This is a genomic window from Ruegeria sp. YTSC325 (genome assembly GCF_059609525.1).
In genome coordinates this window covers 78022-101242 of sequence record NZ_JBXWLY010000013.1, presented here as the reverse complement: position 1 = coordinate 101242, position 23221 = coordinate 78022, and the positions used below count along the sequence as shown (strand labels likewise).

The 23221-nt window shown below is 55.0% G+C and carries 23 protein-coding genes; 17 read left to right on the top strand and 6 right to left on the bottom strand.

All coding sequences use genetic code 11. The features are described 5' to 3' along the window. Nucleotides 1-78 precede the first annotated feature (78 nt). The 9 genes from AC2FF7_RS17385 to AC2FF7_RS17345 are packed head-to-tail and all read left to right on the top strand — an operon-like array spanning nt 79 to nt 9168. Nucleotides 79-1026 carry a carbohydrate ABC transporter permease gene (locus tag AC2FF7_RS17385; protein WP_170332156.1) on the top strand — a complete coding sequence of 316 codons (948 nt, stop codon included), beginning with the start codon at nt 79-81 and terminating at the stop codon, nt 1024-1026. Further along, nucleotides 1023-1961 (top strand): carbohydrate ABC transporter permease, encoded by a 939-nt coding sequence (locus tag AC2FF7_RS17380; protein WP_170755712.1) that lies wholly within the window; start codon nt 1023-1025, stop codon nt 1959-1961. The genes AC2FF7_RS17385 and AC2FF7_RS17380 overlap by 4 nt, the downstream gene beginning before the upstream one ends. Further along, complete coding sequence (locus AC2FF7_RS17375; protein ID WP_155150119.1) at nt 1958-2146, top strand: hypothetical protein; 189 nt, start codon at nt 1958-1960, stop codon at nt 2144-2146. Before AC2FF7_RS17380 ends, AC2FF7_RS17375 begins: the two co-directional genes overlap by 4 nt. Before the next feature lie 2 nt (nt 2147-2148). Next, nucleotides 2149-3246: an ABC transporter ATP-binding protein gene (locus AC2FF7_RS17370; RefSeq protein ID WP_480869614.1), complete on the top strand. Its 1098-nt coding sequence runs from the start codon at nt 2149-2151 to the stop codon at nt 3244-3246. Beyond that, nucleotides 3239-4231 (top strand): ABC transporter ATP-binding protein, encoded by a 993-nt coding sequence (locus AC2FF7_RS17365; protein WP_480481878.1) that lies wholly within the window; start codon nt 3239-3241, stop codon nt 4229-4231. Before AC2FF7_RS17370 ends, AC2FF7_RS17365 begins: the two co-directional genes overlap by 8 nt. An 11-nt stretch (nt 4232-4242) precedes the next feature. Further along, nucleotides 4243-5865: a dihydroxyacetone kinase subunit DhaK gene (locus AC2FF7_RS17360; RefSeq protein ID WP_480869620.1), complete on the top strand. Its 1623-nt coding sequence runs from the start codon at nt 4243-4245 to the stop codon at nt 5863-5865. A 7-nt stretch (nt 5866-5872) separates the two neighbouring features. Continuing rightward, nucleotides 5873-6931, top strand: a complete 1059-nt coding sequence (locus AC2FF7_RS17355; RefSeq protein WP_170755710.1) for a LacI family DNA-binding transcriptional regulator — start codon at nt 5873-5875, stop codon at nt 6929-6931. Between the two features lie 27 nt (nt 6932-6958). After that, nucleotides 6959-8014 carry a sugar phosphate isomerase/epimerase family protein gene (locus AC2FF7_RS17350; RefSeq protein WP_480869623.1) on the top strand — a complete coding sequence of 352 codons (1056 nt, stop codon included), beginning with the start codon at nt 6959-6961 and terminating at the stop codon, nt 8012-8014. Beyond that, nucleotides 8014-9168, top strand: a complete 1155-nt coding sequence (locus tag AC2FF7_RS17345) for a Gfo/Idh/MocA family protein (RefSeq protein ID WP_480869625.1) — start codon at nt 8014-8016, stop codon at nt 9166-9168. The genes AC2FF7_RS17350 and AC2FF7_RS17345 overlap by 1 nt, the downstream gene beginning before the upstream one ends. Nucleotides 9169-9521: 353 nt before the next feature. Here the strand turns inward: AC2FF7_RS17345 and AC2FF7_RS17340 are convergent, their stop codons facing one another. The 5 genes from AC2FF7_RS17340 to AC2FF7_RS17320 are packed head-to-tail and all read right to left on the bottom strand — an operon-like array spanning nt 9522 to nt 13128. Then, nucleotides 9522-9896, bottom strand: a complete 375-nt coding sequence (locus AC2FF7_RS17340) for a nuclear transport factor 2 family protein (RefSeq protein ID WP_170337360.1) — start codon at nt 9894-9896, stop codon at nt 9522-9524. Then, the gene (locus AC2FF7_RS17335; RefSeq protein WP_480869628.1) at nt 9893-10789 is read right to left on the bottom strand and encodes an alpha/beta hydrolase; all 897 of its coding nucleotides are present in this window, start codon (nt 10787-10789) and stop codon (nt 9893-9895) included. The genes AC2FF7_RS17340 and AC2FF7_RS17335 overlap by 4 nt, the downstream gene beginning before the upstream one ends. Beyond that, entirely contained in the window at nt 10786-11271 is a 486-nt protein-coding gene (locus tag AC2FF7_RS17330) for a flavin reductase family protein (protein WP_480869630.1), read from the bottom strand. Before AC2FF7_RS17330 ends, AC2FF7_RS17335 begins: the two co-directional genes overlap by 4 nt. After that, nucleotides 11268-11945, bottom strand: a complete 678-nt coding sequence (locus tag AC2FF7_RS17325; protein WP_496906027.1) for a glutathione S-transferase family protein — start codon at nt 11943-11945, stop codon at nt 11268-11270. Before AC2FF7_RS17325 ends, AC2FF7_RS17330 begins: the two co-directional genes overlap by 4 nt. Further along, complete coding sequence (locus tag AC2FF7_RS17320) at nt 11938-13128, bottom strand: LLM class flavin-dependent oxidoreductase (RefSeq protein WP_496906026.1); 1191 nt, start codon at nt 13126-13128, stop codon at nt 11938-11940. The genes AC2FF7_RS17325 and AC2FF7_RS17320 overlap by 8 nt, the downstream gene beginning before the upstream one ends. A 114-nt stretch (nt 13129-13242) precedes the next feature. On the opposite strand from AC2FF7_RS17320, the gene AC2FF7_RS17315 reads away from it, so the two are divergent. Next, nucleotides 13243-13848, top strand: a complete 606-nt coding sequence (locus tag AC2FF7_RS17315; protein WP_496906025.1) for a helix-turn-helix domain-containing protein — start codon at nt 13243-13245, stop codon at nt 13846-13848. A 251-nt stretch (nt 13849-14099) separates the two neighbouring features. Here AC2FF7_RS17315 and xylB read toward each other — a convergent pair whose 3' ends face one another. Continuing rightward, nucleotides 14100-15536, bottom strand: a complete 1437-nt coding sequence (gene xylB, locus AC2FF7_RS17310) for a xylulokinase (RefSeq protein ID WP_496906024.1) — start codon at nt 15534-15536, stop codon at nt 14100-14102. A gap of 121 nt (nt 15537-15657) precedes the next feature. On the opposite strand from xylB, the gene AC2FF7_RS17305 reads away from it, so the two are divergent. The 7 genes from AC2FF7_RS17305 (at nt 15658) to AC2FF7_RS17275 (ending at nt 23194) form a co-directional block, all read left to right on the top strand. Beyond that, nucleotides 15658-16683: a LacI family DNA-binding transcriptional regulator gene (locus AC2FF7_RS17305; RefSeq protein WP_170356290.1), complete on the top strand. Its 1026-nt coding sequence runs from the start codon at nt 15658-15660 to the stop codon at nt 16681-16683. A 95-nt stretch (nt 16684-16778) separates the two neighbouring features. Next, a complete protein-coding gene (locus AC2FF7_RS17300; protein WP_170356289.1) occupies nt 16779-18080 on the top strand; it encodes an ABC transporter substrate-binding protein in 1302 nt (433 codons plus the stop codon). Between the two features lie 106 nt (nt 18081-18186). Next, the gene (locus tag AC2FF7_RS17295; RefSeq protein ID WP_170356288.1) at nt 18187-19053 is read left to right on the top strand and encodes a carbohydrate ABC transporter permease; all 867 of its coding nucleotides are present in this window, start codon (nt 18187-18189) and stop codon (nt 19051-19053) included. Between the two features lie 12 nt (nt 19054-19065). Beyond that, nucleotides 19066-19896, top strand: a complete 831-nt coding sequence (locus AC2FF7_RS17290) for a carbohydrate ABC transporter permease (protein ID WP_170356287.1) — start codon at nt 19066-19068, stop codon at nt 19894-19896. A 12-nt stretch (nt 19897-19908) separates the two neighbouring features. Then, nucleotides 19909-20913: an ABC transporter ATP-binding protein gene (locus AC2FF7_RS17285; protein WP_170356286.1), complete on the top strand. Its 1005-nt coding sequence runs from the start codon at nt 19909-19911 to the stop codon at nt 20911-20913. Continuing rightward, nucleotides 20910-21683, top strand: coding sequence for an L-iditol 2-dehydrogenase (locus tag AC2FF7_RS17280; RefSeq protein WP_170356285.1), 774 nt, complete (start codon nt 20910-20912; stop codon nt 21681-21683). Before AC2FF7_RS17285 ends, AC2FF7_RS17280 begins: the two co-directional genes overlap by 4 nt. Next, nucleotides 21683-23194 (top strand): mannitol dehydrogenase family protein, encoded by a 1512-nt coding sequence (locus AC2FF7_RS17275; protein WP_496906023.1) that lies wholly within the window; start codon nt 21683-21685, stop codon nt 23192-23194. Before AC2FF7_RS17280 ends, AC2FF7_RS17275 begins: the two co-directional genes overlap by 1 nt. Nucleotides 23195-23221: the final 27 nt, after the last annotated feature.

The window sequence follows — 23221 nt, the reverse complement described above, 5'->3', positions numbered from 1 at the left end:
CCCGGACACAGGCAGGAGCGGGTGCAATCCCGCTCCACCTCACCCGTGAGTCCGAAACCAACAAGAACTGGCAAAGAGATGTCTGACAGGACCGTAGATCGCGTTGCGCAGGCAACGCCCGAGCGAGTTGCGCGAAAAATCCGGGGATTATCCGATCGCGCGATCGCCTGGATATTCATCTCCCCAACGATATTTCTATTGCTGGCGATCAATATCTTTCCGTTGATCTGGACCATCCAGTTGAGCTTTACCAACTACAAGGCCAATCGGATCGGGCGTGAAGTCAAAGATGTCGGCCTCAGGAATTACGAGCGTATCCTGACGGACTCTGACACTTGGTTGAACATGCAGGCGACCGCGCATTTCCTGTTCTGGACGATCTTTTTTCAAGTTCTGATCGGGTTCACGCTGGCATGGTTGATCAACAAAAAATTCAAAGGCAACGATCTTTGGACTACGATCATCGTGCTGCCGATGATGCTGTCTCCGGCGGTTGTCGGAAACTTCTGGAAGTTCCTGTATCAACCTCAGATCGGCTTGTTTAACTACATAGTGTCCTGGTTTACCGGCAAGGACCCATCGAGCTTTGAAATGCTGGGATCGGTCACGTTGGCCCCATGGGCGATTGTGATTGTCGACACCTGGATGTGGACCCCTTTCGTGATGCTGATCTGTCTGGCCGGTCTGCGCAGCATTCCAGATTACATCTACGAGGCGGCTGAGATCGACAGGGCCAGCAAGCTGCGGCAGTTCTTTACGATTACCATCCCGATGGTGCTACCGTTCCTTATGTTGGCGGTGCTGTTCCGGGGAATTGAGAACTTCAAGATGTTCGACCTGGTGGTTCAGCTAACTGGCGGTGGTCCGGGTTCTGTTACGGAACTCACCTCGATCAATCTAAAACGAGAGGCGTTTGAAAAGTGGCGTACAGGCTATGCCTCGGCCTATGCGATCATCCTTTTCGTCACCGTGTTCGGCCTTGCGTCGATCTACGTCAAAGCCCTGAACAAGGTGAAACAGAGATGAGTGGTTTTTCCGTCACTGAACCTTCGAACCGGTCCAAGTGGATCGCAGGCTTTCTGGTCATCACTTATGCGCTGATCACGATGATCCCGCTGGTCTGGATTTTGCTGACTGGCTTCAAATCCCCGGCCGATGCGATCAGCTATCCGCCCAAAGTGGTCTTTGACCCAACGCTTGAAGGGTATGTGAATCTCTTCACCACGCGCACGCGGCAAACGCAGGAGTTTCTGGAAGCCAACCCGCCGCAGAACTGGGCCGATGAGATCGTGCGCCAATACGACATGGTGATTGTCGGGCCATCAAAGTTCGGTGAGCGTTTTATGAATTCGGTTATCATCGGGTTCGGCTCGACCTTCCTGAGTATTTTCCTTGGCACGCTGGCCGCCTATGCGTTCAGTAGGTTCAAGGTCCCGCTCAAGGACGACCTTCTGTTCTTCATCCTCAGTACAAGGATGATGCCGCCGGTTGCTGTTGCTATCCCAATCTTCCTGATGTTCAGGAACCTTGGATTGAGCGATACGCACCTGGGAATGATCCTGCTTTATACAGGGGTTAACATCTCACTGGCGGTTTGGTTGCTGAAGGGTTTCATCGACGAAATCCCACGAGAGTACGAAGAAGCCGCCCTTATAGATGGCTACACGAGGTTTCAGGCATTCTACAAAGTGGTGCTGCCGCAAGCCGCCACAGGCATCGCATCAACTGCGATCTTCTGCCTGATCTTCGCGTGGAATGAATACGCATTTGCCGTGCTGCTGACCTCCGCGAACGCGCAAACAGCGCCGCCATTTATCCCGACCATTATCGGTATCGGTGGCCTGGACTGGCCGGCTGTGGCGGCAGGTGCCACGATCTTCCTTATCCCGGTCATGATTTTCACCATCCTAATGCGCAAACACTTGCTGCGCGGGATCACATTCGGAGCCGTGCGCAAATGAGCGAGTTTCTTACCGGATTACTACGACTCCGCCGCGGCCCATGGGAGATGGTCGCAACCATCCTAATTGCACTGGGTGTCTTCATGCTGATGCAGCCCTTTGTCCTTTGGGCCTTCACCTACTCTTTCATCGTCACGCTGATCGGAACCGTCATGTTCATCATCGTCAGCCATTTCCCGGAGTAGAAATGGCCCAGATCGTAGTCAAAAACGTAAAAAAGATGTTCGGCGACTTCACCGCTGTACGCGAAAGCTCGTTCACGATTGAGGACGGTGAGTTTTTCATGCTTCTTGGGCCATCCGGTTGCGGAAAGACGACGACGCTGCGGATGATCGCAGGGTTGGAACTTCCAACCTCGGGTGAAATCTACTTGGACGGTGAAGAGATCAGCCAGCGACCGCCATCAGAGCGAGACATCGCTTTCGTGTTCCAGATGTTCGCGCTGTATCCCCACATGAACGTGCGCAAGAATATCAGCTATCCACTGATATCGCAGGGTATGCCCCGCGCCGCTGTAAAGGCCAAAGTCGAGGAAGTCGCAGGAATTTTGGGGATCAAGGACATCCTCGATAGCCCAGTAGGTGGACTTTCAGGCGGCGACAGGCAGCGCGTGGCGCTGGGGCGCGCGATTGTTCGCGAACCCAAGGCGTTCATGATGGACGAACCACTTGGCGCTTTGGATGCCGAATTTCGCGAGCATATGGCAGAAGAACTGCGCGCTCTGCATGATCGCATGGGCGCAACCACTGTGTACGTTACACATGACCAGCTGGAAGCCATGCAAATGGGCGACAAGATCGTGGTGATGAACAACGCTGTGATCGAGCAATTCGGTACTCCTCAGGAAATCTACGACAAACCGGCGACAATGTTCGTTGCAGATTTTATTGGATCTCCTTCGATGAACTTCCTGCCGTTTCAGGGAAAGGTCGCGCCTGGCTCGGAAATGGTTCGACTGAATGGCCATGACGAAGCCGTGCCCAAACTGATGGAAGGGGCGGAAGGTGACCTGGTTTTCGGCGTTCGTCCCGAGCATGTTTTTCTGTCAGACGACAGCGCCTACCGGGCCAAAGTCCTGGCAGCGGAATATCTGGGAACCACCCAGATCGTGACACTGCAAAGCCCGAACGGAGAGCTGAAAGCCCGCATTGGTGCGCGTGAAGTGGTTAATCCCGGCGAAACGGTAGGACTGGAATTCCGCTCACCTGCAGTAACCCTGTTTGAAAAGTCTACCGGACGCGCGTTGAGGTCCGCTTTGAACGACGAGGTGCTAAGCAATGGCTGAAGTCGTTTTGCAAAATATCTCGAAGTCATTCGGTAGTCTAAAAGCGGTGGATGGTATATCGATGACGATCCCCAACGGTGCTTTTGTGGTGTTGTTGGGGCCGACGGGCGCAGGGAAAACAACGACGCTAAGATTGATATCCGGGCTTGAGAAACTGGATTCAGGAACGGTGCACATTGCCGGTCGTGACGTTGGAATAGATACTCCTGCCCAGCGTGATGTAGCGATGGTTTTCCAGCAATACTCGCTATACCCCCATATGACAGTACGAGAGAACCTGTCTTTTCCCCTGCGGTCACCGATCCTAAAAACACCCGAGGATGAGATCACCAGGAAGGTTGGCGAGGTAGCAGAAATTCTCCAAATTCCGCACAAGCTGGATAACAAAGCAACTGAGCTGTCCGGCGGCGAAATGCAGCGCGTTTCAATTGGACGGGCGCTTGTGCGGGACCCCCAGATATTCCTGATGGACGAACCCCTCAGCTCTTTGGACGCCAAACTTCGAGCGGACTTGCGTGTGGAACTGAAAAGAATTCAGGCAGACCTAGGATCAACCTTACTATACGTGACCCATGATCAGGTCGAAGCCATGACAATGGCGACGCATATCGGTGTTTTGGAAAACGGCAGGCTGGTTCAGTACGGTACCCCTCGCGACATCTATGAAAATCCCGGAAGTGTGTATGTTGCCAGCCGCTTGGGACTGCCACGGATCAACATCCTTCCGTCCGCGTTGTTCGGAGGCGATCACAAAGGTCCGCAGATTGGTCTTCGCCCGGAAAACATCATCGAAGGTGAAGGCACGGATGCACGTGTAGTGCGTGCCGAACACTTGGGAGATCAAACGCGGCTGCACCTAGACTTAAACGGCCACCCGGTTGTGACCCTGATTGATATCCATCAGGACTACCCCTCTGGGAAAGTAATAAAAATCCGACCACACAACCCATTGTATTTTGACGCGTCCGGCACGCGAGTGACTTAAGGAGCAAAAGCATGGCCCAGTTCCTCAACACGAAAGAAACTCTGGTGACAGAGGCCATAGATGGTCTTCTTGCGTCATCCGGAGGACAACTTACCCGGCTGGACGGTTACCCGCACATCAAAGTCGTCTACAGGTCCGATTGGGACAAGTCGAAAGTCGCTTTGGTTTCGGGCGGAGGGTCTGGGCACGAGCCAGCCCACGCGGGTTTTGTTGGCGCTGGTATGCTGACAGCAGCAGTATGTGGAGAAGTATTTGCATCCCCGTCAGTTGAGGCGGTTTTGGCTGGCATTCTCGCCGTTACGGGTGAGGCTGGGTGCTTGCTTATCGTGAAGAATTACACAGGTGATCGGTTGAACTTTGGTCTGGCGGCTGAGCGCGCCCGCGCATTGGGCCGCAAAGTAGAGATGGTTGTTGTCGATGATGACATCGCCCTGCCCGACCTTCCGCAACCGCGTGGCGTGGCAGGAACGCTGTTCGTGCACAAGATCGCTGGTGCGCTTGCTGAAGATGGTGCTGACTTGGACACCGTCACCAATGCCGCAAGAACCACTATAGCGAAGGTCGTCAGCATCGGTATGAGCCTGGACACCTGCACCGTCCCAGGTTCTCCGAAAGAGGACAGGATTGCGCCCGGCAAAGCGGAACTCGGCTTGGGCATCCATGGCGAGCCCGGTGTACAGCAGGTGGAATTCTCGAATGCTGTATCGGCCATGTCCACAGTGGTGGGTAAGCTGAAGCAACGGGTGGGTTCCGGGGATTGTGTGGCGTTGATCAATAACCTTGGCTCTACAACACCATTAGAAATGGCTGTCCTCACACATGCCCTGTCTGAGACTGATATTGCCAGCCATATAATTGGCCCAGCACCAATGATGACATCGTTGGATATGCACGGATTTTCTGTTTCTATTCTGCCCGTAGATCAACACGAATTGTCAAAACTAGAAGCTCAGGTTGATCTGGTTGCTTGGCCCGGTGTCAAATCCATCACCCCAATAAAAGTAGCGCCTTTGCCTGATGGTTTGACTCCGATCGATCCAATTCCTTCGAATAATTCTGCGACGAAGGAAACGATCTCGCGTTTGTCTGAACTTCTCATCAACGCTGAGAAGAACCTGAACGAGTTGGACGCCAAATCCGGGGATGGCGACACGGGGAGCACTTTGGCGACTGCAGCAAGGGCGTTGCAAGGTAGCCTTGACCGAATGCCGCTTGCTGACTTGACACAACTGTTTCCAGCGTTGGGCAATGAATTGAGCCAGACGATGGGTGGTTCTTCCGGCGTAATACTTGCAATCTTCTTTAACGCCGCTGGAGATGCCTGTGCGAGCGGCGCTTCGGTACCGAAGTCTTTGGTCGAAGGTCTGAACCGCGTTAGCCAAGTCGGCGGCGCCAAGGTCGGTGACAGGACCATGATTGACGCCTTGGCACCTGCGCTTGCCGCACTCCCATCTGGCCTTATTCACGCGGCAAAGGCAGCTCGCGAAGGTGCAGACAACACGGCCAAAATTCGCCGTGCGAAGGCGGGCCGGGCAGCCTATGTTCCCGAAGAAAACCTAGTTGGACATAACGATCCCGGCGCTGAGGCTGTTGCTTTGTTGTTTGAAGGCTTAGCGCGGGAGATTGAAGGCTGAAGAACACGTGGAAGACCAAAAACAAAAACTAGAATTGGTTAAAAAGCCAACTGTCAATGACATCGCGCGTGTTGCGGGTGTCAGTCTGGCGACTGTTGACCGGGTCTTGAACAGACGCCCCGGCGTGCGGGCCGTAACCGTACAGAAAGTACAAAAGGCAATTGATGAGCTGGGCTATGTGCGCGACACGGCTGCGGCCAACCTTGCGCGAAACCGAGTTTACAACTTCCTCTTTGTGTTACCGGACACGGATAACGAGTTTGTAGAGGCGATTAGCAGTCAGATCGCAGAGCAATCTCGTGACCAATTCATCGAGCGGACACGTACTTCGATAAAGAAGGTGGCTCCGTTTGAGCCGCAGGATATCGTCAACATTCTGGATACTGTCGAAAGCTTGGACGTTGATGGAGTTGCCGTTTTCGGTCCTGAAACACCTTCTGTCCGCGACGCCGTAAAGAGGGTCAGAGATAAGGGTGTTCCAGTCGTCGCCTTGGTGTCTGACTTGCCGAGTTCTGAGCGGGACCACTTTGTGGGGATCGATAACGTGTCTGCAGGACGCACAGCCGCCCAGTTGATGGGGCGATTTGTAGATCGCAAAGGCAAAGTACTGGTCCTGACAGGCTCTCGTTTGGCACGCGATCACCTAGAAAGGCGTCAGGGTTTTGATATTGTTGTGGCAGAGGATTTCCCTCATCTCGAAGTCGTGGCATCTGTCGAGGGCCGGGATGACCCAGATCTAATCTACACTTTGCTGCCCGAAATTTTTGAAACCTACCCGGATCTGGTCGGAATTTATTCGTCTGCTGCGGGCAATGCTGGTCTGATTCAATTTCTTTCCGAGAACAAGCTCAGCGAAGATCTGGTGATCATTGCTCATGAGCTCACACCGCTTAGTCGGGAAGCGCTTAGGCTGGGTACATTTGACGCTCTAATCTCGCAAGACACCGGCCACATCGTTCGTTCTGCCGTACGTCTGCTGCGCGCAACTTCGGACAAGGTTCCATTCAACAAAGCGCAGGAACGCATCCGTATCGACATCTATCTGAAGGAAAATTTACCGCCATAGAGGCATAGGTTTTGGGGAGGAATTATTATGAAGACGATCAAAGGTCCAGCTTTGTTTCTTGCGCAATTTGCGGGGGACGAAGCACCGTTTAATTCGTGGGACGCGATCACCAAATGGGCGGCGGATTGTGGATACAAAGGCGTTCAAGTGCCCAGTTGGGACGGCCGGCTATTCGACCTTGAACAGGCCGCGTCCAGCACCGGTTATTGCGATGACTTCAAAGGCAAAGCCCAAGAAAATGGCGTCGAAGTTACCGAACTTTCAACGCACCTTCAGGGCCAGCTAGTCGCCGTTCACCCAGCCTATGACAGTGCGTTTGATGGCTTTGCAGCCGAAAGCGTTCGGGGGAACCCGAAAGCCCGCCAAGAATGGGCCGTAGATCAGGTTAAAAAGGCACTGTCAGCATCAAAAAACTTGGGCATTTCAGCACATGCAACATTCTCAGGCGCATTGGCATGGCCCTATGTCTATCCTTGGCCTCAGCGACCTGCAGGCTTGATTGAAACGGCGTTTGATGAACTCGCTCGTCGTTGGGTACCGATCCTTGATCACGCCGAAGAATGCGGCGTTGATGTCTGCTACGAAATTCACCCTGGAGAGGATCTCCACGACGGCGTGACCTACGAAATGTTTCTTGAGAGGACGGGCAATCACCCTCGCGCGTGCATGTTATACGACCCGTCGCATTACGTTCTTCAGTGCCTCGACTACCTGGACAACATCGACATCTACAAGGACCGAATACGCATGTTCCATGTTAAGGATGCCGAGTTTAATCCAACCGGTCGTCAGGGCGTTTATTCCGGGTATCAAAGCTGGGTAGATCGGGCCGGACGGTTTCGGTCGCTTGGTGATGGTCAAGTGGATTTCGGTGCAGTCTTCTCAAAGATGGCCGCGAATGACTTTGATGGCTGGGCTGTGGTCGAATGGGAGTGCTGTCTCAAACACCCCGAGGATGGTGCGCGCGAAGGCGCTCGGTTTGTGTCAGATCACATTATCCGTGTGACCGAGAAAGCTTTTGATGACTTCGCGGATGGTGGTGCCGACGAAGCCGCAAATCGTGCAATGCTGGGGATTAAGTGATGGTCACAGGACGCAGTGAAGAAACGTCAGGACGCATTCGGCTTGGCATGGTTGGCGGCGGAAACGACGCCTTCATCGGCGGCGTTCATCGCATAGCCGCGCGACTGGACGACAAGTTCGAGCTGGTTGCTGGAGCTTTGTCTTCGACACCACAGAAATCTCTTGAAAGTGGTGAGGCATTGGGCCTCGAACGAGTTTATGAAGACTTCAAGCAGATGGCGATAAGGGAAGCCCGGCTGAAATCTGGGATCGAGGCGGTGTCAATCGTTACGCCAAATCACGTCCATTATGCAGCCGCACGTGAGTTCCTAAAACGCGGTATTCATGTCATTTGTGACAAGCCACTCACCTCGACCCTTACTGATGCAAAAAAACTGGTCAAAGCGGCAGAAAGCGCGAACGCCCTATTCATTTTGACCCACAATTATACGGGCTATCCGATGGTTCGGCAGGCGCACGAAATGGTTGCCAACGGTGATATTGGCAAGATCCGCGTGGTTCAGGTTGAATACCCACAGGACTGGCTGACCGAACAGCAGGACTTCAAACAGGCGGAATGGCGAACCGATCCCGAACGCTCGGGCGCGGGTGGATCAACCGGCGACATCGGAACCCATGCTTACAACCTTGCCTGCTTTGTGACCGGGCTGACAGCGGAAAGCTTGGCGGCGGATTTGCAGGCCTTTGTGCCGGGGCGCAAAGTCGATGACAACGCGCATGTCTTGCTTCGTTTCGAAGGCGGAGCGCGTGGGATGCTGTGGTCTTCTCAGGTGGCACCCGGCAATGAAAACGCACTTCGTTTGCGCGTCTATGGCGAAAAAGGGGGATTGGAGTGGTCTCAGGAAGATCCCAATTACCTTTGGTTCACGCCATACAATGAGCCCAAGCGCCTGATCACCCGAAATGGAGCTGGAGCTGGTGACGCTGCCAATCGGTTGAGCAGAGTTCCTCCGGGCCATCCAGAGGGATATCTAGAAGGTTTCGCCAACATCTATGGAGAAGCTGCTGAGGCGATCCTAGCTTTCCGAAACGGGATTTCACCTGACGCTTCGATTGTCTATCCAACGGTTCACGACGGGCTCAATGGTGTTAAGTTTGTAGCCGCTTGCGTGCAAAGCTCTTCAAGGAATGCGGCTTGGGTCAAGTTGGAATAAATCCCGGTGCAACGTTCAGATCACACACCACTGCGAGATCTTCGAAACCGGAAACGAAAGCTGGCGCTTTAAAAAACAGCGGAAAACGTTAATACCAAACCCCGCAGGCCCGCCACAACTGCGTTAAATGGAGGTTGCGCCGCGCCAGGCCTGTTCATCACTAAGGCGATCAAAATTGGATGACGACTGACATAGCCTTGATTTTGTAAGCGTTGCATGTAGCCCCGGACCAGGGTCTTTCGACGACAGAACCGTCGCAGTAAATTGGCCTCACGAACATGATACAGCACCCAAAACGATGGCTGGTTTCTTCAGCAAGTCTTTAGAGATTTGATCGCAGCGAAGTGAACTGATCAGCTTGTCCGTTGTTTGTAATAGGTGTCTTTGTGCACAATTAGCCCATCGCGATAGGTCAGGATGTCGACGCTGAGGAACTCTTCTTTCGAACCATCCTTATGCGTCGCGGTGCGCCGGTATTCACAGTAGGCTTTGTTGCCCGAGATCGCGCAGTCTAGCGTTTCCCAGTGCACGTTTTCGACTTTTTCGAACAGCGCAGAAAATGCACCCCGGATCGTTTCGGCGCCTTCCAGACGCACGCCATGCTCGTCCGGTCCGACGGCGTGATCAAATGTGGCGTCGTCTGCGAAATGCTTCATAACGGCATCGATGTCATTGGCATTAAACGCGTCGCCGACGGCGTCGACGAGGTCTCGGGTCAAAGCGGTCATGATTGCGGTCCTTTTCCTTGAAGCATATCGCAAGTGTGCGTGAAGAACGGGCTTGCCGGGTCGACAAGCACGTTCAATTCGTCAAAGTGATCGACGTCCGGGACGATGTAGAGGCCGACCTCGCGGTCTGCGGTCCCATATTTTTCGACATACATCCGAGCTTGCCGGTGAAATTCGTCGGTTTCCGCGCCACCGACAACGACCAGCTGCGGTGCATTCGTGATTGGCGGGTGGTTGGTCATCGGGCTTTCCGCTTCGGCCTCTTTCGGCGTCATCCGGATACCGGCATTCAGCGCTTCAGTCAGGCGCACCGGTTCCAGATAACTGAGCGGGGACACCGGGATGCCGGATTTGATCAGGTCTGCAGGAAGATCGTCGCCAAGCGAGGGCCAATCGGTCGCCATCATCATCTGCGTAATATGGCCGCCAGCTGAATGACCCATCACGGTGATACGGTTTGGATTAAGACCCAAATCACGCGCATTGCGCCAAATAAAAGCCATCGCTTCGCGGATTTCTTCGGAAATACGCGTGATGGTTACCGATGGGCACAGGTCATAGCCGACGATTACAACATTGCACCCTGCCGCGACAAAGGGCGGAGCGATGAAGCTGTAAATCGACTTGTCGCCGCGTTGCCAATAGCCGCCATGGACATACACCAGTGTTGGGGCATCCACATCCGGACAGCGGAAAACATCGAGCTTTTGTTTTTCACCTTCGCCATAGCGGATATCGAGGCTGCAATCGGATGTGGCGCGCGCGGCCTCGCTGTCGCGGCTCCATGCGGGAATGACAGTCTCTTCATAGTCAGGCCGCCCTGCCCGCAGATTGTATTGCGCGTCGAACTCATCAGGACTGAAGCGGGTGTGATAGGTCAGATGATCTTTCATGGCGAAGCCTCGGGTTGGGGTGCTGGGAAAAATGCACCACGGCAATAGACAAGTGGGGGGATGGGCACGTGGGTGTAGTTAACGACACGACCCAGAAGGATTTCATGATCGTCGGCATCGACCCTGCTGTGAACCGTGCATTCCAATTGCGCCGACGCTCCGGGGATCAGCGGGGTCGCGGTTCCAACGGTCCATTCGGTATCGGTAAACCGGTTTTCGACATCACTGGCGAAGTGCATCGCCAGGTCTTTCTGATCGACCGACAGGATATTGACGGCGAAATGATCGCATTGCGACAGCGTCGGAAAGACCCGGCCAGACTTTGCGATGCAAACCGAGATTACCGGCGGCTGCAACGAGACCGACGTAAAGGAATTGGCCGTCAATCCCCATGGCGCGCCGTCTGCGTCATAGGTGGCAACGATTGTCACCCCCGTCGGAAAGGCGCCAAGGGCACGGCGATAGTCTCGGACGTCCATCATAGCACCCCTTCGCTGGCACAGGCTTTTTCCAGCGCAGCCCATTCATCGGGGTTGGTCCCGAAATGGCGCATGACGTGATCGCGGTACGCGGAGCGGGTCGCGAGTCGCTGGTACCAGGCCTCGACATTTGGCAAGGACGGGCGGTCGACCTCGACGTTGAAGTAACGATAGGCCACACAGCCCAAGGGAATATCGGCCATCGTAAAGCTGTTGCCGCAGATATAGGCGCGATCTGCCAGATGTTGATCCAGAAGGGTCAGGGCCTGATGCGCCTCATCACGCAGCTTTGCGATCTTTTCCGGTTCGCGCTGGTCGGGTTGCGTGCGCACTGTTGCGAAGAACAGATAGATCACTGGCCCAAAGGCGCGGCTGGCCGACCACTCCATCCACTGATCCGCCATCGCGCGGGTCTGGAGGTCGGACGGGCTCAGCGTTCCCGCCCCGTAGCGGTCGCATAGGTAGCGCACGATGGCGAGGCTTTCCCACAGCGCAAAGTCTCCATCCCGGATAGCCGGGATCATCCTGTTGGGATTGATCTGAGCGTACTTATCGGTGTCGAGCTTGCCAAAGCTGCCCCCGGCCAGTTGCAGCGTGTAGTCCAACCCCAGCTCATTCGCCGTCCAGATCACCGGAATGACGTTCGATGAATAGGGACGCCCCCATATCTCAAGCATGTTCCGGCATCCTTTTCTGAGCGATAGATTGCGTGCCAAACTTGGGAACCACGTGCTCGAACAGGCGATGCCAGCTGGCGAGGATCTTTTCGTAAGGCACACCGGTATATTGCTGCATCAGCATGAGGTGATCGAGGCCGATGGTTTCCTGCCGCTCGGCAAAGCGATCCGCGACGTATTCGGCATCGCCCACCACAATGATCCCGCGCTTGTTGAGGAAATCAAACCAGTCCATATCCTCATCTTCGGGCGTCATCTGTTCGCCGACATCCAGATAGCCATGCTTGGTCCATTCCCCTTTGGGACGCGACCCGCCGAGGAATTCATAATAGGCATTGATCGGGCCGCGGATCGTGTTCACTGCCTCTTCCATGCTTTCACCGACATAAAACGCCGTGCAAACGCCAACGCCCTCGCCCAGCTTTACTTCACGCCCTTCGCGTTGCGACAGGGCCTGACGATAAGGCTCCCAACAGGCCAGCGTTGCCTTGGGACCCGCCGCCATCGAGATCACGCCCCAGCCTCGTTCGCCTGCCAGTTTGAACGTGGGCGGAGCGTTCGACATCAGCCAAACCGGCGGATGCGGGTTGGAATAGGGGCGCGGATGCACATACATCGCTTTGTATTCGCCGTCTTCGTCGTGGTAGCGCGGGTCCAGAGGATCAAAGAACCGGTTGGTCTCTTTCCATCCGGGAACCGGGAACTGATAGAACTCTCCGTGATGGGTGAACGCCTCGTTGGTCCAGGCTTTCAGGATAATCTCAAGGCTTTCCTGATACAGTTGCATCACCTTAGCATTGTCGCGCCGGTCCGCGTCCTTTTTGAACTGGACGGTCGAGCGTTCGTTAATGCCCTTGGCAACGCCAAAATCAAACCTGCCTTGGGTCATATTATCCAACATTGCAGCATCTTCGGCGACACGCAGGGGGTGCCAATCGGGCAAGATGATGGGGGCTGTGCCAACCCGCAGTATCTTGCAGTGCGCGGCCACATGCGTACCCATCTGGATCGGGTTGGGCGGCGCATTCATATAGCCATTGTGAGCAAAGTGATGCTCGGTAAACCATGCGGTCGTGAAACCAGCCTGCTCGGCTAAGGAACACTGTTCGAGGATCATTTCCAGCGTGCGCGCCCATGGAATCGTCTCGCCGGGGCTGAAATTGGCAATCAAATCAAAGCGCATAGCTTCCTCCCGTGCAGTCCAAGCGTGGTTGATTTTTCCCCTATATTTCAACTAAGTTGATTTTGTATCGATAAGTCAACTGAAATTATTTATCCTGAAGACATGAAAAATGACGTGTCCCAGACCGATGCCCAAAGGCTTGGCAGTGAAATTCGCGAAGTACGTAAAGCGCGTGGACTGACCCTGCAGCACCTGTCCGAAGCGGTGTCATGTTCCAAAGCCTATCTCAGCAGGATTGAACTTGGCGCGGCCAAGGTATCAGAGGACCTGCTTGCAGAAATTAGCGATGCGCTGGCTGTTGACCCGGGTTGGTTCTTTCCCACACAGGCGGGAGAAGGCCCGCTGGAACGCAAGCACGTCGTGCGACGCGAAAACCGCAGGGCGCTGTCTGCGATGTATACGCGGTCAACAGATGAACTGGGCTTTGAGGACGAATTACTTTCCAGCACGTTGTCCGGCCAGTGTTACCTGATACTGTCTCGATTCCGTCCCGGCGCAGGACAACCGCCCGAGCCGCTGGAAGGTTATTCCTTTGAAGGTGAGCAACACGCCATCGTCCTAAACGGTGAAGTTGAACTGCGTCTCGGGGGCGAGATCATTTCTTTGCGTGAAGGAGATAGCTTCTCTTACCCGTCCATGATCGCGCACCGCTTTCGCAACAAGACAGAAAAAGAAGCGACAATGGTCTGGGCGATGTCACCTATACGCATCACCTGGTGACGTTTGGTCTTGTTAAAGGCTATCCAAGAAAAGCTATGCGTATGTAGCGGTCGCAAACGTTTTGGCCGCCGTTCGTCCCACCTGCTTGCATTCGACGGTGACCAAGGATTTAAGTTCGGGCATTGCTACCGTCCGCTCTGTCAATTCGAGCAGCAGCGAGCTGCGTATTTAAGATTTTCTTGTTTGTTAAGACAGCAATGATCCCGCTTCGGGACAAAAAGTGGCGTAGATTTTATTGAAAGTGCTGACGACTATTCGGTCAGACGGACGGCCTTGTAAAGCTGCCGAAACCGCGTCAATCTTTCGAACAACGGTGCCAAATCTGCGGGCTCGAACCTGTCGGTTGATGGCGGTTGAACTGCAAGATCAGTTCTCTCCAAAGCGCCTAAACCCAAAGCTGCCAGCCTTGCCGCACCATAAGCCGGACCGGAATCTGCCCCAGCTGACCGCACAATTGGCTTTCCGGTCACCGTCGCGATCAGCCTCAACAACAGATCTGATTTGCTGCCTCCTCCTATCGCCGCGAGCTCCGGCAAATCTTCGATTGTGCCGCCGAAACTCTGCGCCGCATCGGCAAAGCAGAAAGCAATCGCCTCTACCACGGAACGGCAGATGTCTGCGCGTGTTGTGGAATCCTCCAGTCCAAAGAAACAGGCTCGGATATGCGGGTCGCCATGAGGGCTGCGCTCACCCGTCAGATAAGGTAGAAAGACTGGAACTCGATCCCTGCTGGCCGTTTCAGCAAGCGCGACAACCTCGGCCGCGGACAGTTCCAACTGGCTGCCTATCCATGAAATCGGCCGTGCACCATTCAACATTGCTGCCATTTGATACCATCGGTCGGGCAGTGTGTGCGCAAAAGCATGCACATAACGTTCGGGGTTCGGCTTGTAGCTGTGATCTGCCACAAACAACTGGCCAGAAGTCCCCAGGGATATAAATCCGCGACCCGGTTCGGTGGCGCCCAAAGACACAGCGCCTGTTGCTGCGTCTCCGCCTCCGGCAACAACTGGAGTTCCAGGTTTCAAGCCGGTCTCAGTCGCGGCTTGCGCTGTCACAGTCCCAACGACACTGTGCCCATCGAACACCTGCGGCAGCCAATCCAATGCTACATCTGTGGCTTCGGCGATACCTGCGTGCCAGCCGCGCGACGCCTGATCGAGCCACATTGTCCCAGCAGCATCGGACGTATCAGTTCCCAATTCGCCATGCAGCCGTAAACCGATGTAGTCCTTGGGCAGCAGGATGTGAGCCAGTTGGGCATAGTGCTTTGGCTCATGCTGTTTTAGCCATGTAATCTTGGGCGCGGTGAAGCCCGGCAAAGGGAGGACCCCAGCGATTTGACCAATCTGCGGCAAGGCCTGTCGCAGTTCGTCGCATTCCTGCGCCGCTCTGCTGTCATTCCACAGGATTGCCGGGCGGATTGGGCGCAGATCACGGTTCAGCAATACGGCTCCGTGCATCTGACCTGACAACCCGATTGCCTTCACCTCTGACAGTTTGGCTTGCTTAGAAAGCTGGCCTAAAGCGTCGCGTGTCGCCTGCCACCAAAGATCCGGGTGCTGCTCTGACCAACCGGGTTTAGGAGAAGAGGTCTTTGTACTCACCGAAGACGTTGCAAGAATTCGACTGGAATCCGCGCAGACAAGCTTGACCGCTGACGTGCCGATATCGATCCCGAGATACATTCAAACCCCTTACCTGCACAAAAGTCCGGAACTTGTCTTGCTATTGATCTTTTTAGCGCGCGCAAAGAATATGTAAAAATAGGATAAGATCAAGGCGGCTGAGATCCGCAGGCAGACTGGCATGACCAAGATAAAGAATATGGAAGAATTCGCAGCCCTCAGCGGGATCTCGCGTCCCACTGTGTCTAAATACTTCCACGATCCAGACAGTGTTCGCCCATCGACGAGGGCTCGCATCGAAGAGGCGCTGGAGCGGTTCGACTACCGTCCGAACATCTATGCTGTGAACCAGAACCGTAAACTGACAAAGAATATTGGCATCGTCGTGCCCTATTTGGCCGATCCATTCTTTGCCGAAATTGCGCGGTATCTTGAGCAAAGCTGTATCGCAGCGGGGTATCGCCCGTTTCTGTTCAGCTCTCACGGTGAACAAAAGTTGGAAAACGAAATCCTGGACGGTTTGCAATCTTTGAAACCAGCAGGCGTGTTGTTTGCGCCCTTGGGACGTATCTCAGACAAATCTGCAATTGAGAAATTCTGCGCTAGCGTGCCGACAGTTCTGTTTGACAGCAACCTCGACGGTTTGGGCGCAGCGTTTATCGGGTCCGATAATTTCAGCTTTGTGTCTCAGACCGTGGAATACATGACCCGTACTGGCGAGCCGCCTTCGTTCTTCGAAATGCGGACACCTGCAAACCCCAATGCAAACAAACGGCGAAAAGCTTATATCGAGGTGATGGAACGTCTGGGTTTTGAGCCGCATGTGATCAAAATCGAAGGCACTGGTTGGGCCTTTGAAGAGATTGGGCGGCTGGGCGCGCTCAAGGTGCTGGATGAACGCAAGTTGCGCACGGATTCAGTTCTGTGCAGCAATGACCGATTGGCCATCGGCTTTCTGGCGGCGTGCTTTGAACAGGGGATTCGCGTCGGGCGAAAAGACGATTGCGCTTTGCGTGTGGCTTCAAATGACGATCATCCCTTTGCAAAATTTACCTGCCCGTCACTGACTACCGCGGCGCACGATTATGATAATGTGGCGGCGCGAAGCGTCGAAACACTTTTCGAACTCATTGAAAACGGAGGGAAATTTGAAAATCGGACGGAGACTCTTTTCCCGGCTCGGTTGGTTTTAAGAGAATCCGCATAACACTACAAAATTAACGCGCGTAAAGTTTTTATTGACTGCGCGACAATTTGCGATCTAACCTCTCTGCACGACATCCAAGCTCAGGGAGGACAGGGATGTATCTGAAGCACGCACTTCGTGCGGCGACTGCAATGACTTTCGTCGCAACGGCAGCGGCCCATGCGCAATCCATCACTATCGCGACTGTAAACAACGGCGATATGATCCGGATGCAGGGCTATACAGACAAATTTACCGAAGCGACTGGAATTGACGTCGAGTGGGTAACGCTGGAAGAGAACGTCTTGCGCCAGCGCGTCACCACCGACATCACCACCAAGGGCGGTCAGTTCGATATCATGACAATCGGGATGTACGAAACCCCGATCTGGGGTGCGAACGGCTGGCTGGTTCCGCTGGATGGTTTGTCCGAGGACTATGACGTTGGCGATATCCTGCCCGCAATGTCAGGCGGCCTGAGCCATGAAGGGACGCTCTACGCGGCGCCGTTCTATGGCGAAAGCTCGATGATCATGTATCGCACCGACCTGATGGAAAAAGCAGGCATGGAAATGCCCGAAGCGCCAAGCTGGCAATTCATCAAAGAAGCCGCGGCGGCCATGACCGACCGTGACGCTGACATCAACGGTATCTGCCTGCGCGGCAAAGCCGGTTGGGGCGAAGGTGGCGCGTTCATCACAGCCATGTCCAACTCGTTTGGCGCGCGCTGGTTTGACGAAGACTGGAAGCCCCAGTTCGACCAGCCAGAATGGGCCGACACGCTGAATTTCTACGTTGAAATGATGTCGGAATCTGGTCCCGCAGGCTATGCCACAAACGGGTTCAACGAGAACTTGTCCCTGTTCCAGCAGGGCAAATGCGGCATGTGGATCGACGCGACCGTTGCGGCGTCATTTGTGACCAACCCCACAGACTCGACCGTAGCGGATAGCGTTGGTTTTGCACTGGCACCTGACACCGGATTGGGCAAGCGCTCCAATTGGCTTTGGGCTTGGGCATTGGCTATTCCGGCCGGCACACAGCAGGAAGACGCAGCCAAACAGTTCATCGAATGGGCAACGTCCAAAGACTACATTGAGCTGGTTGCCGAAAACGAAGGTTGGGCAAATGTTCCGCCGGGTGCGCGCACCTCTTTGTATGAGAACCCGGAATACCAGAAGGTTCCCTTTGCCAAGATGACGCTGGACTCGATCCTGTCCGCTGATCCGAACAACCCGACGGTCAAGCCGGTTCCATATGTTGGTATCCAGTTCGCTGCGATCCCGGAATTCGCAGGCATCGCGACCCAGGTCAGCCAAGAGTTCTCGGCGGTCTATGCCGGGCAGCAAACGGTCGAGGAAGCACTGGCCAAGGCACAGGCGTTTACCGCAGAAGAAATGGAAGCCGCAGGGTACTGAGGTCTTCTCCCCGCGGGCGGGCAGTAATCTGCCCCCCGCCTTACCCTTCCACAATTCGCGTTTTTCTCGCAGGCTGAGTTACGCCTGAACAGAGAGGGTTTGCGTTATGGCTACTCAACATTCCCGATCCGTTGCTCGCCTGATGATGGCACCTGCAGTGGTCCTGCTACTTGGCTGGATGCTCGTGCCGCTGACGATGACGCTATATTTTTCCTTCAAGAAGTACCTGCCTCTGCGGGGCGGTGATCTGGGCTGGGTCGGTTTAGACAACTATGTTCGATTTGTTTCATCCAGTTCATTCTGGCCGGCAGTTCAAGCAACACTTGTGATTGTCGGAGGGGTCCTTGTCATCACTGTTGTTCTGGGCATCCTTCTCGCGATGCTTTTGGATCAACCGATGTGGGGTCAAGGTGTTGTCCGCATTCTTGTAATCGCTCCATTCTTCGTCATGCCCACTGTGTCCGCTTTGGTCTGGAAGAACATGTTCATGGACCCGGTCAACGGCCTGCTGGCGCATCTGTGGCGCTTTTTCGGGGCCGAGCCAGTCTCATGGCTGTCCGAAGCATCCATGACCTCGATCATCATGATCGTTTCGTGGCAGTGGCTGCCCTTTGCGACGCTGATCTTACTGACCGCTATCCAATCTCTGGACAGCGAACAGCTGGAAGCGGCCGAAATGGATGGCGCACCGGTTCTGAAGCGCTTCTACCACATCATTCTGCCGCATCTGAGCCGCGCGATCACCATCGTAATCCTGATCCAGACAATCTTCCTTTTGTCGATCTTCGCCGAGATCTTCGTGACCACCGGCGGCGCATTCGGCACCCGTACACTCACCTACCTGATCTTCCAGCGTGTGTTGGAGAGCCAGAATGTTGGTCTCGGATCAGCCGGAGGTGTCTATGCAATCATCTTAGCCAACATCGTAGCGATCTTCCTGATGCGCATCGTCGGCAAGAACCTGGACGCGTGAGGAGGTAAGACCATGGCCCGCACCGTCACAACCCGCCGCAAATCGCTCAATACCGCCTTGGCCTGGGCCGTTGGTCTGCTGATCTTTTTCCCGATCCTCTGGACCATCCTGACCAGCTTTAAGACCGAGGCGCAGGCGATCGCCAGCCCACCGCTGTTTTTGAACTTCAACTGGACGTTGGAAAACTACGCCATCGTGCAGGAACGCTCGGACTATATGCGGTTCTTGTGGAATTCGGTCATTATCGCCGGAGGCTCGACTGTTCTGGGTGTCATCATCGCGGTGCCCGCCGCATGGGCAATGGCCTTTGTGCCGTCCAAGCGCACCAAGGACATTCTGCTGTGGATGCTGTCCACCAAGATGTTGCCTGCAGTTGGCGTTCTCTACCCGATCTACCTGCTGTTCATTCGGCTGGGCCTGCTGGATACGCGCGGAGGGCTGGTCGTTGTCCTGATGCTGATCAACCTGCCGATCATCGTCTGGATGCTCTACACCTATTTCCGTGAAATCCCCGGCGAAATTCTGGAAGCCGCGCGGATGGACGGGGCGACGTTGAAAGAGGAAATCCTCTATGTGCTGACCCCCATGGCCATCCCCGGCATCGCCTCGACCGTTTTGCTGAACTTCATCCTGGCCTGGAACGAGGCATTCTGGACCCTCAACCTTACTGCCGTCGACGCGGCCCCGCTGACGGCCTTCATCGCCAGCTATTCCAGCCCCGAAGGCCTGTTCTTTGCCAAGCTTAGCGCAGCTTCGACAATGGCAATCGCACCAATCCTGATCCTTGGCTGGTTCAGCCAGAAACAACTTGTCCGCGGCCTGACCTTCGGCGCTGTGAAATAAGGAACACGACACATGGGACGTATTCAACTCAAGTCCGTGACCAAAAGCTTCGGCGATGTGCAGGTCATTCCGCCGCTGGACCTGACCATCGAAGATGGCGAGTTCACCGTCTTCGTCGGCCCCTCAGGCTGCGGTAAATCCACCCTTTTGCGTCTGATCGCTGGATTGGAGGATATCACCTCGGGCTCTATCGACATTGACGGCGCGGACGCCACCGATGTCCCGCCCGCGAAACGAGGGCTGGCGATGGTGTTCCAGTCCTATGCTCTGTATCCCCATATGACCGTGCGCAAGAACATCGCCTTTCCCCTTCGTATGGCGAAACTGGATCAGGCCGAGATCGACAAGCGCGTCGAAGGCGCCGCCAGCGTCCTGAACCTGACCGACTATCTGGACCGCCGTCCAGGACAACTATCGGGCGGCCAACGGCAGCGGGTTGCCATCGGGCGCGCGATTGTGCGCGAACCGGCGGCATTTCTGTTCGACGAACCTTTGTCGAACCTCGACGCGGCGCTGCGGGTCGGCATGCGGCTGGAGATTAGCGAATTGCACGAACGCCTCGCCACCACCATGATCTACGTGACCCATGATCAGGTCGAAGCCATGACGATGGCCGACAAGATCGTCGTCCTTCAGGCCGGAGTAATCGAACAAGTTGGCAGCCCGCTAGAGCTGTATCGGACACCGCGCAACCTGTTTGTTGCGGGTTTCATTGGCTCCCCAAAAATGAACTTCATTGAGGGCGACGAGGCCGCAAAACACGGTGCTCAGACCATCGGAATACGGCCTGAACATATCACAGTCTCAGAAACCGAAGGGGACTGGTCCGGGGTGGTGAGCGTTTCCGAACATCTGGGTTCGGATACATTTTTCCATGTCCACGAGACCGGGCTGGCTGACACAATCACTGTCCGCGCTGATGGCGAGGTCGGTTTCCGTCACGGCGACCGCATTCACCTGACACCACGCGCCGATGTGATACACCGGTTTGATGCCAAAGGCTTGCGGATCGAATGACACGTCTGGCTGGCAAAACCGCCCTGATTACTGGGGCCGCGCGCGGCATAGGGCTGGCCTTTGCGAAAGCCTATGTTGCGGAGGGAGCACGTGTCGCCATAGCCGATATCGACATCCAGCGTGCGCAGCAAGCCGCGACTGAGATCGGTACTGCGGCTTTGGCCGTGGAAATGGACGTGACAAACCAGCCGAGTATCGACGACGCCATCGCCTGCACCGCAGCTCAATTCGGCCCGATCGATATTTTGATCAACAACGCAGCGATCTTCACCGCCGCCCCGATTGTTGAGATTGAGCGCGCCGACTACCAACGTGTCTTCGACATCAACGTCGCCGGCGCCTTGTTCACCATGCAGGCCGTCGCGCGCCATATGATCGCGCATGGCACCAAGGGCCGTATCATCAACATGGCGTCACAAGCAGGGCGGCGCGGTGAGCCTCTGGTCGCCGTTTATTGCGCCAGCAAGGCGGCGATCATTTCCCTGACTCAATCTGCAGGGCTGAACCTGATCGCACACGGGATAAATGTGAACGCCATATCTCCGGGTGTGGTGGATGGCGAGCACTGGGACGGGGTAGATGCGTTCTTCGCAAAACACGAAGGAAAACCCCCCGGACAGAAGAAATTAGAAGTGGCCGCAGAAGTTCCCTACGGCCGCATGGGCCGGGCCGAAGACCTGACCGGGATGGCGGTGTTTCTCGCCTCGGACGAGGCAAAATACATCGTTGCACAAACCTACAATGTCGATGGCGGAAATTGGATGAGCTGATGAGCCCTGTGACACACGCAACCCCACCGATCCAACTGCGGCGAGACAAGCTTGCAGAGCTGCCATCTACCGTTGGAACTCCTAGCTATCAGCATTCGGACTTGACGCCCGGTATCGTTCATATCGGCCTTGGTAATTTCCACCGTGCCCATCAGGCTTGGTACATTCATCAGCTCATGCAGCAAGGCAAGGCCCGCGATTGGGCCATCATCGGAGCAGGAGTACGCAGTTATGACGCTGAAATGCGCCAGAGGCTGCTAGCGCAGGGCTACCTGACCACTCTGATTGAGCTAGACCCTAAAGGCGTATCGGCGGAAGTCATAGGCCCGATGATCGACTATCTGCCGATTGAGGCAGGAAACGCTGCACTGGTCCGCGGGATGGCTGATCCGTCTATCCGCATTGTATCTTTAACTGTGACTGAGGGCGGCTATTTTCTGGATGCCAACACCGGCGCTTTCGACGCGGATCACGATGATATTCTCCACGATGCGGCAAACCCAAATCGCCCCCGCACCGCTTTCGGCGCAATTGTTGCAGCGCTCGGGATACGTCGTGCAAATGGCTTGACCCCCTTCACCGCGCTGAGCTGTGATAACCTGCAAGGCAACGGCACTATCCTTCGAAACTGTATCGTTGGGTTAGCGCGCCTGTCGGATCCTGATCTTGCCGATTGGATCGACCGGAACGGCGCATTTCCCAATTCGATGGTAGACTGCATCGTGCCAGCGACTACAGATCAAGTGATTTCTCAATGCCACGCGCTTGGTGTTGACGACCACGCCCCAGTTTCACATGAGAACTTTCGCCAATGGGTCATCGAAGATGACTTTTGTGCAGGGCGTCCACCTTTTGAACAGGTTGGGGGCACACTGACCGATGATGTTCACAGATACGAGGCATTGAAGCTACGCATATTGAACGGAGGCCACCAACTGCTTGCGAATGTTGGCGAGATACTAAATGTCCCGACGATTTCAGCCTGCATGCAAGACTCCGACATACTTGCGTTTTTTAAAAAGGTTCAAATCGAAGAAATTCTACCCCATGTCGACGCTGTTCCTGGAACGACCCCGCAAGAGTACCTTGGGCTGGTTGAACGTCGATTTGAAAACACGGCAATTCACGACACAACGCGTCGGGTCGCGTTCGACGGATCGGCGCGTCACCCTGGGTTCGTGCTGCCGTCGATACGCGATGCAATTGCTTCAGGCGCTTCCATAAAAGGACTAGCTCTAGCTGAAGCTTTATGGTGCAGGATGTGCGCTGGGATTCGCGAGGATTGCTCAGAAATCGCCGCCAATGATCCTGTTTGGGAAGATCTGAGAAAAACTGCGCTAGCAGCCAAAACTGATCCCGGACTTTGGCTTGCCCAGGATCTGTATTGCGGGGAATTCGGCGATGGCTCAAAGTTTGCCGTAGCCTTTGACCATTGGTTAGGCGGGATTTGGAAAAATGGGAGCAGAGCGGCCCTAGCTGAATATACTTCTCATAGCTCTTCTTCGAACTAGCTTCCCGCAATTCCAATCAAGCAGCTG

Excerpts from the sequence above, each read along its gene's own strand:
- AC2FF7_RS17320 (WP_496906026.1), bottom strand. The coding sequence starts at position 13,128 with ATGCGCTTTGATTTGATTGCCAATTTCAGCCCCGGCGAGACGATTCCA.
- AC2FF7_RS17295 (WP_170356288.1), top strand. The coding sequence starts at position 18,187 with ATGGCTACTCAACATTCCCGATCCGTTGCTCGCCTGATGATGGCACCT.
- AC2FF7_RS17360 (WP_480869620.1), top strand. The coding sequence starts at position 4,243 with ATGGCCCAGTTCCTCAACACGAAAGAAACTCTGGTGACAGAGGCCATA.
- AC2FF7_RS17285 (WP_170356286.1), top strand. The coding sequence starts at position 19,909 with ATGGGACGTATTCAACTCAAGTCCGTGACCAAAAGCTTCGGCGATGTG.
- AC2FF7_RS17290 (WP_170356287.1), top strand. The coding sequence starts at position 19,066 with ATGGCCCGCACCGTCACAACCCGCCGCAAATCGCTCAATACCGCCTTG.
- AC2FF7_RS17275 (WP_496906023.1), top strand. The coding sequence starts at position 21,683 with ATGAGCCCTGTGACACACGCAACCCCACCGATCCAACTGCGGCGAGAC.
- AC2FF7_RS17385 (WP_170332156.1), top strand. The coding sequence starts at position 79 with ATGTCTGACAGGACCGTAGATCGCGTTGCGCAGGCAACGCCCGAGCGA.
- AC2FF7_RS17350 (WP_480869623.1), top strand. The coding sequence starts at position 6,959 with ATGAAGACGATCAAAGGTCCAGCTTTGTTTCTTGCGCAATTTGCGGGG.
- AC2FF7_RS17380 (WP_170755712.1), top strand. The coding sequence starts at position 1,023 with ATGAGTGGTTTTTCCGTCACTGAACCTTCGAACCGGTCCAAGTGGATC.
- AC2FF7_RS17305 (WP_170356290.1), top strand. The coding sequence starts at position 15,658 with ATGACCAAGATAAAGAATATGGAAGAATTCGCAGCCCTCAGCGGGATC.
- AC2FF7_RS17280 (WP_170356285.1), top strand. The coding sequence starts at position 20,910 with ATGACACGTCTGGCTGGCAAAACCGCCCTGATTACTGGGGCCGCGCGC.
- AC2FF7_RS17325 (WP_496906027.1), bottom strand. The coding sequence starts at position 11,945 with ATGCTTGAGATATGGGGGCGTCCCTATTCATCGAACGTCATTCCGGTG.
- AC2FF7_RS17365 (WP_480481878.1), top strand. The coding sequence starts at position 3,239 with ATGGCTGAAGTCGTTTTGCAAAATATCTCGAAGTCATTCGGTAGTCTA.
- AC2FF7_RS17370 (WP_480869614.1), top strand. The coding sequence starts at position 2,149 with ATGGCCCAGATCGTAGTCAAAAACGTAAAAAAGATGTTCGGCGACTTC.
- AC2FF7_RS17340 (WP_170337360.1), bottom strand. The coding sequence starts at position 9,896 with ATGACCGCTTTGACCCGAGACCTCGTCGACGCCGTCGGCGACGCGTTT.
- AC2FF7_RS17300 (WP_170356289.1), top strand. The coding sequence starts at position 16,779 with ATGTATCTGAAGCACGCACTTCGTGCGGCGACTGCAATGACTTTCGTC.
- AC2FF7_RS17330 (WP_480869630.1), bottom strand. The coding sequence starts at position 11,271 with ATGATGGACGTCCGAGACTATCGCCGTGCCCTTGGCGCCTTTCCGACG.
- AC2FF7_RS17335 (WP_480869628.1), bottom strand. The coding sequence starts at position 10,789 with ATGAAAGATCATCTGACCTATCACACCCGCTTCAGTCCTGATGAGTTC.
- xylB (WP_496906024.1), bottom strand. The coding sequence starts at position 15,536 with ATGTATCTCGGGATCGATATCGGCACGTCAGCGGTCAAGCTTGTCTGC.
- AC2FF7_RS17345 (WP_480869625.1), top strand. The coding sequence starts at position 8,014 with ATGGTCACAGGACGCAGTGAAGAAACGTCAGGACGCATTCGGCTTGGC.
- AC2FF7_RS17375 (WP_155150119.1), top strand. The coding sequence starts at position 1,958 with ATGAGCGAGTTTCTTACCGGATTACTACGACTCCGCCGCGGCCCATGG.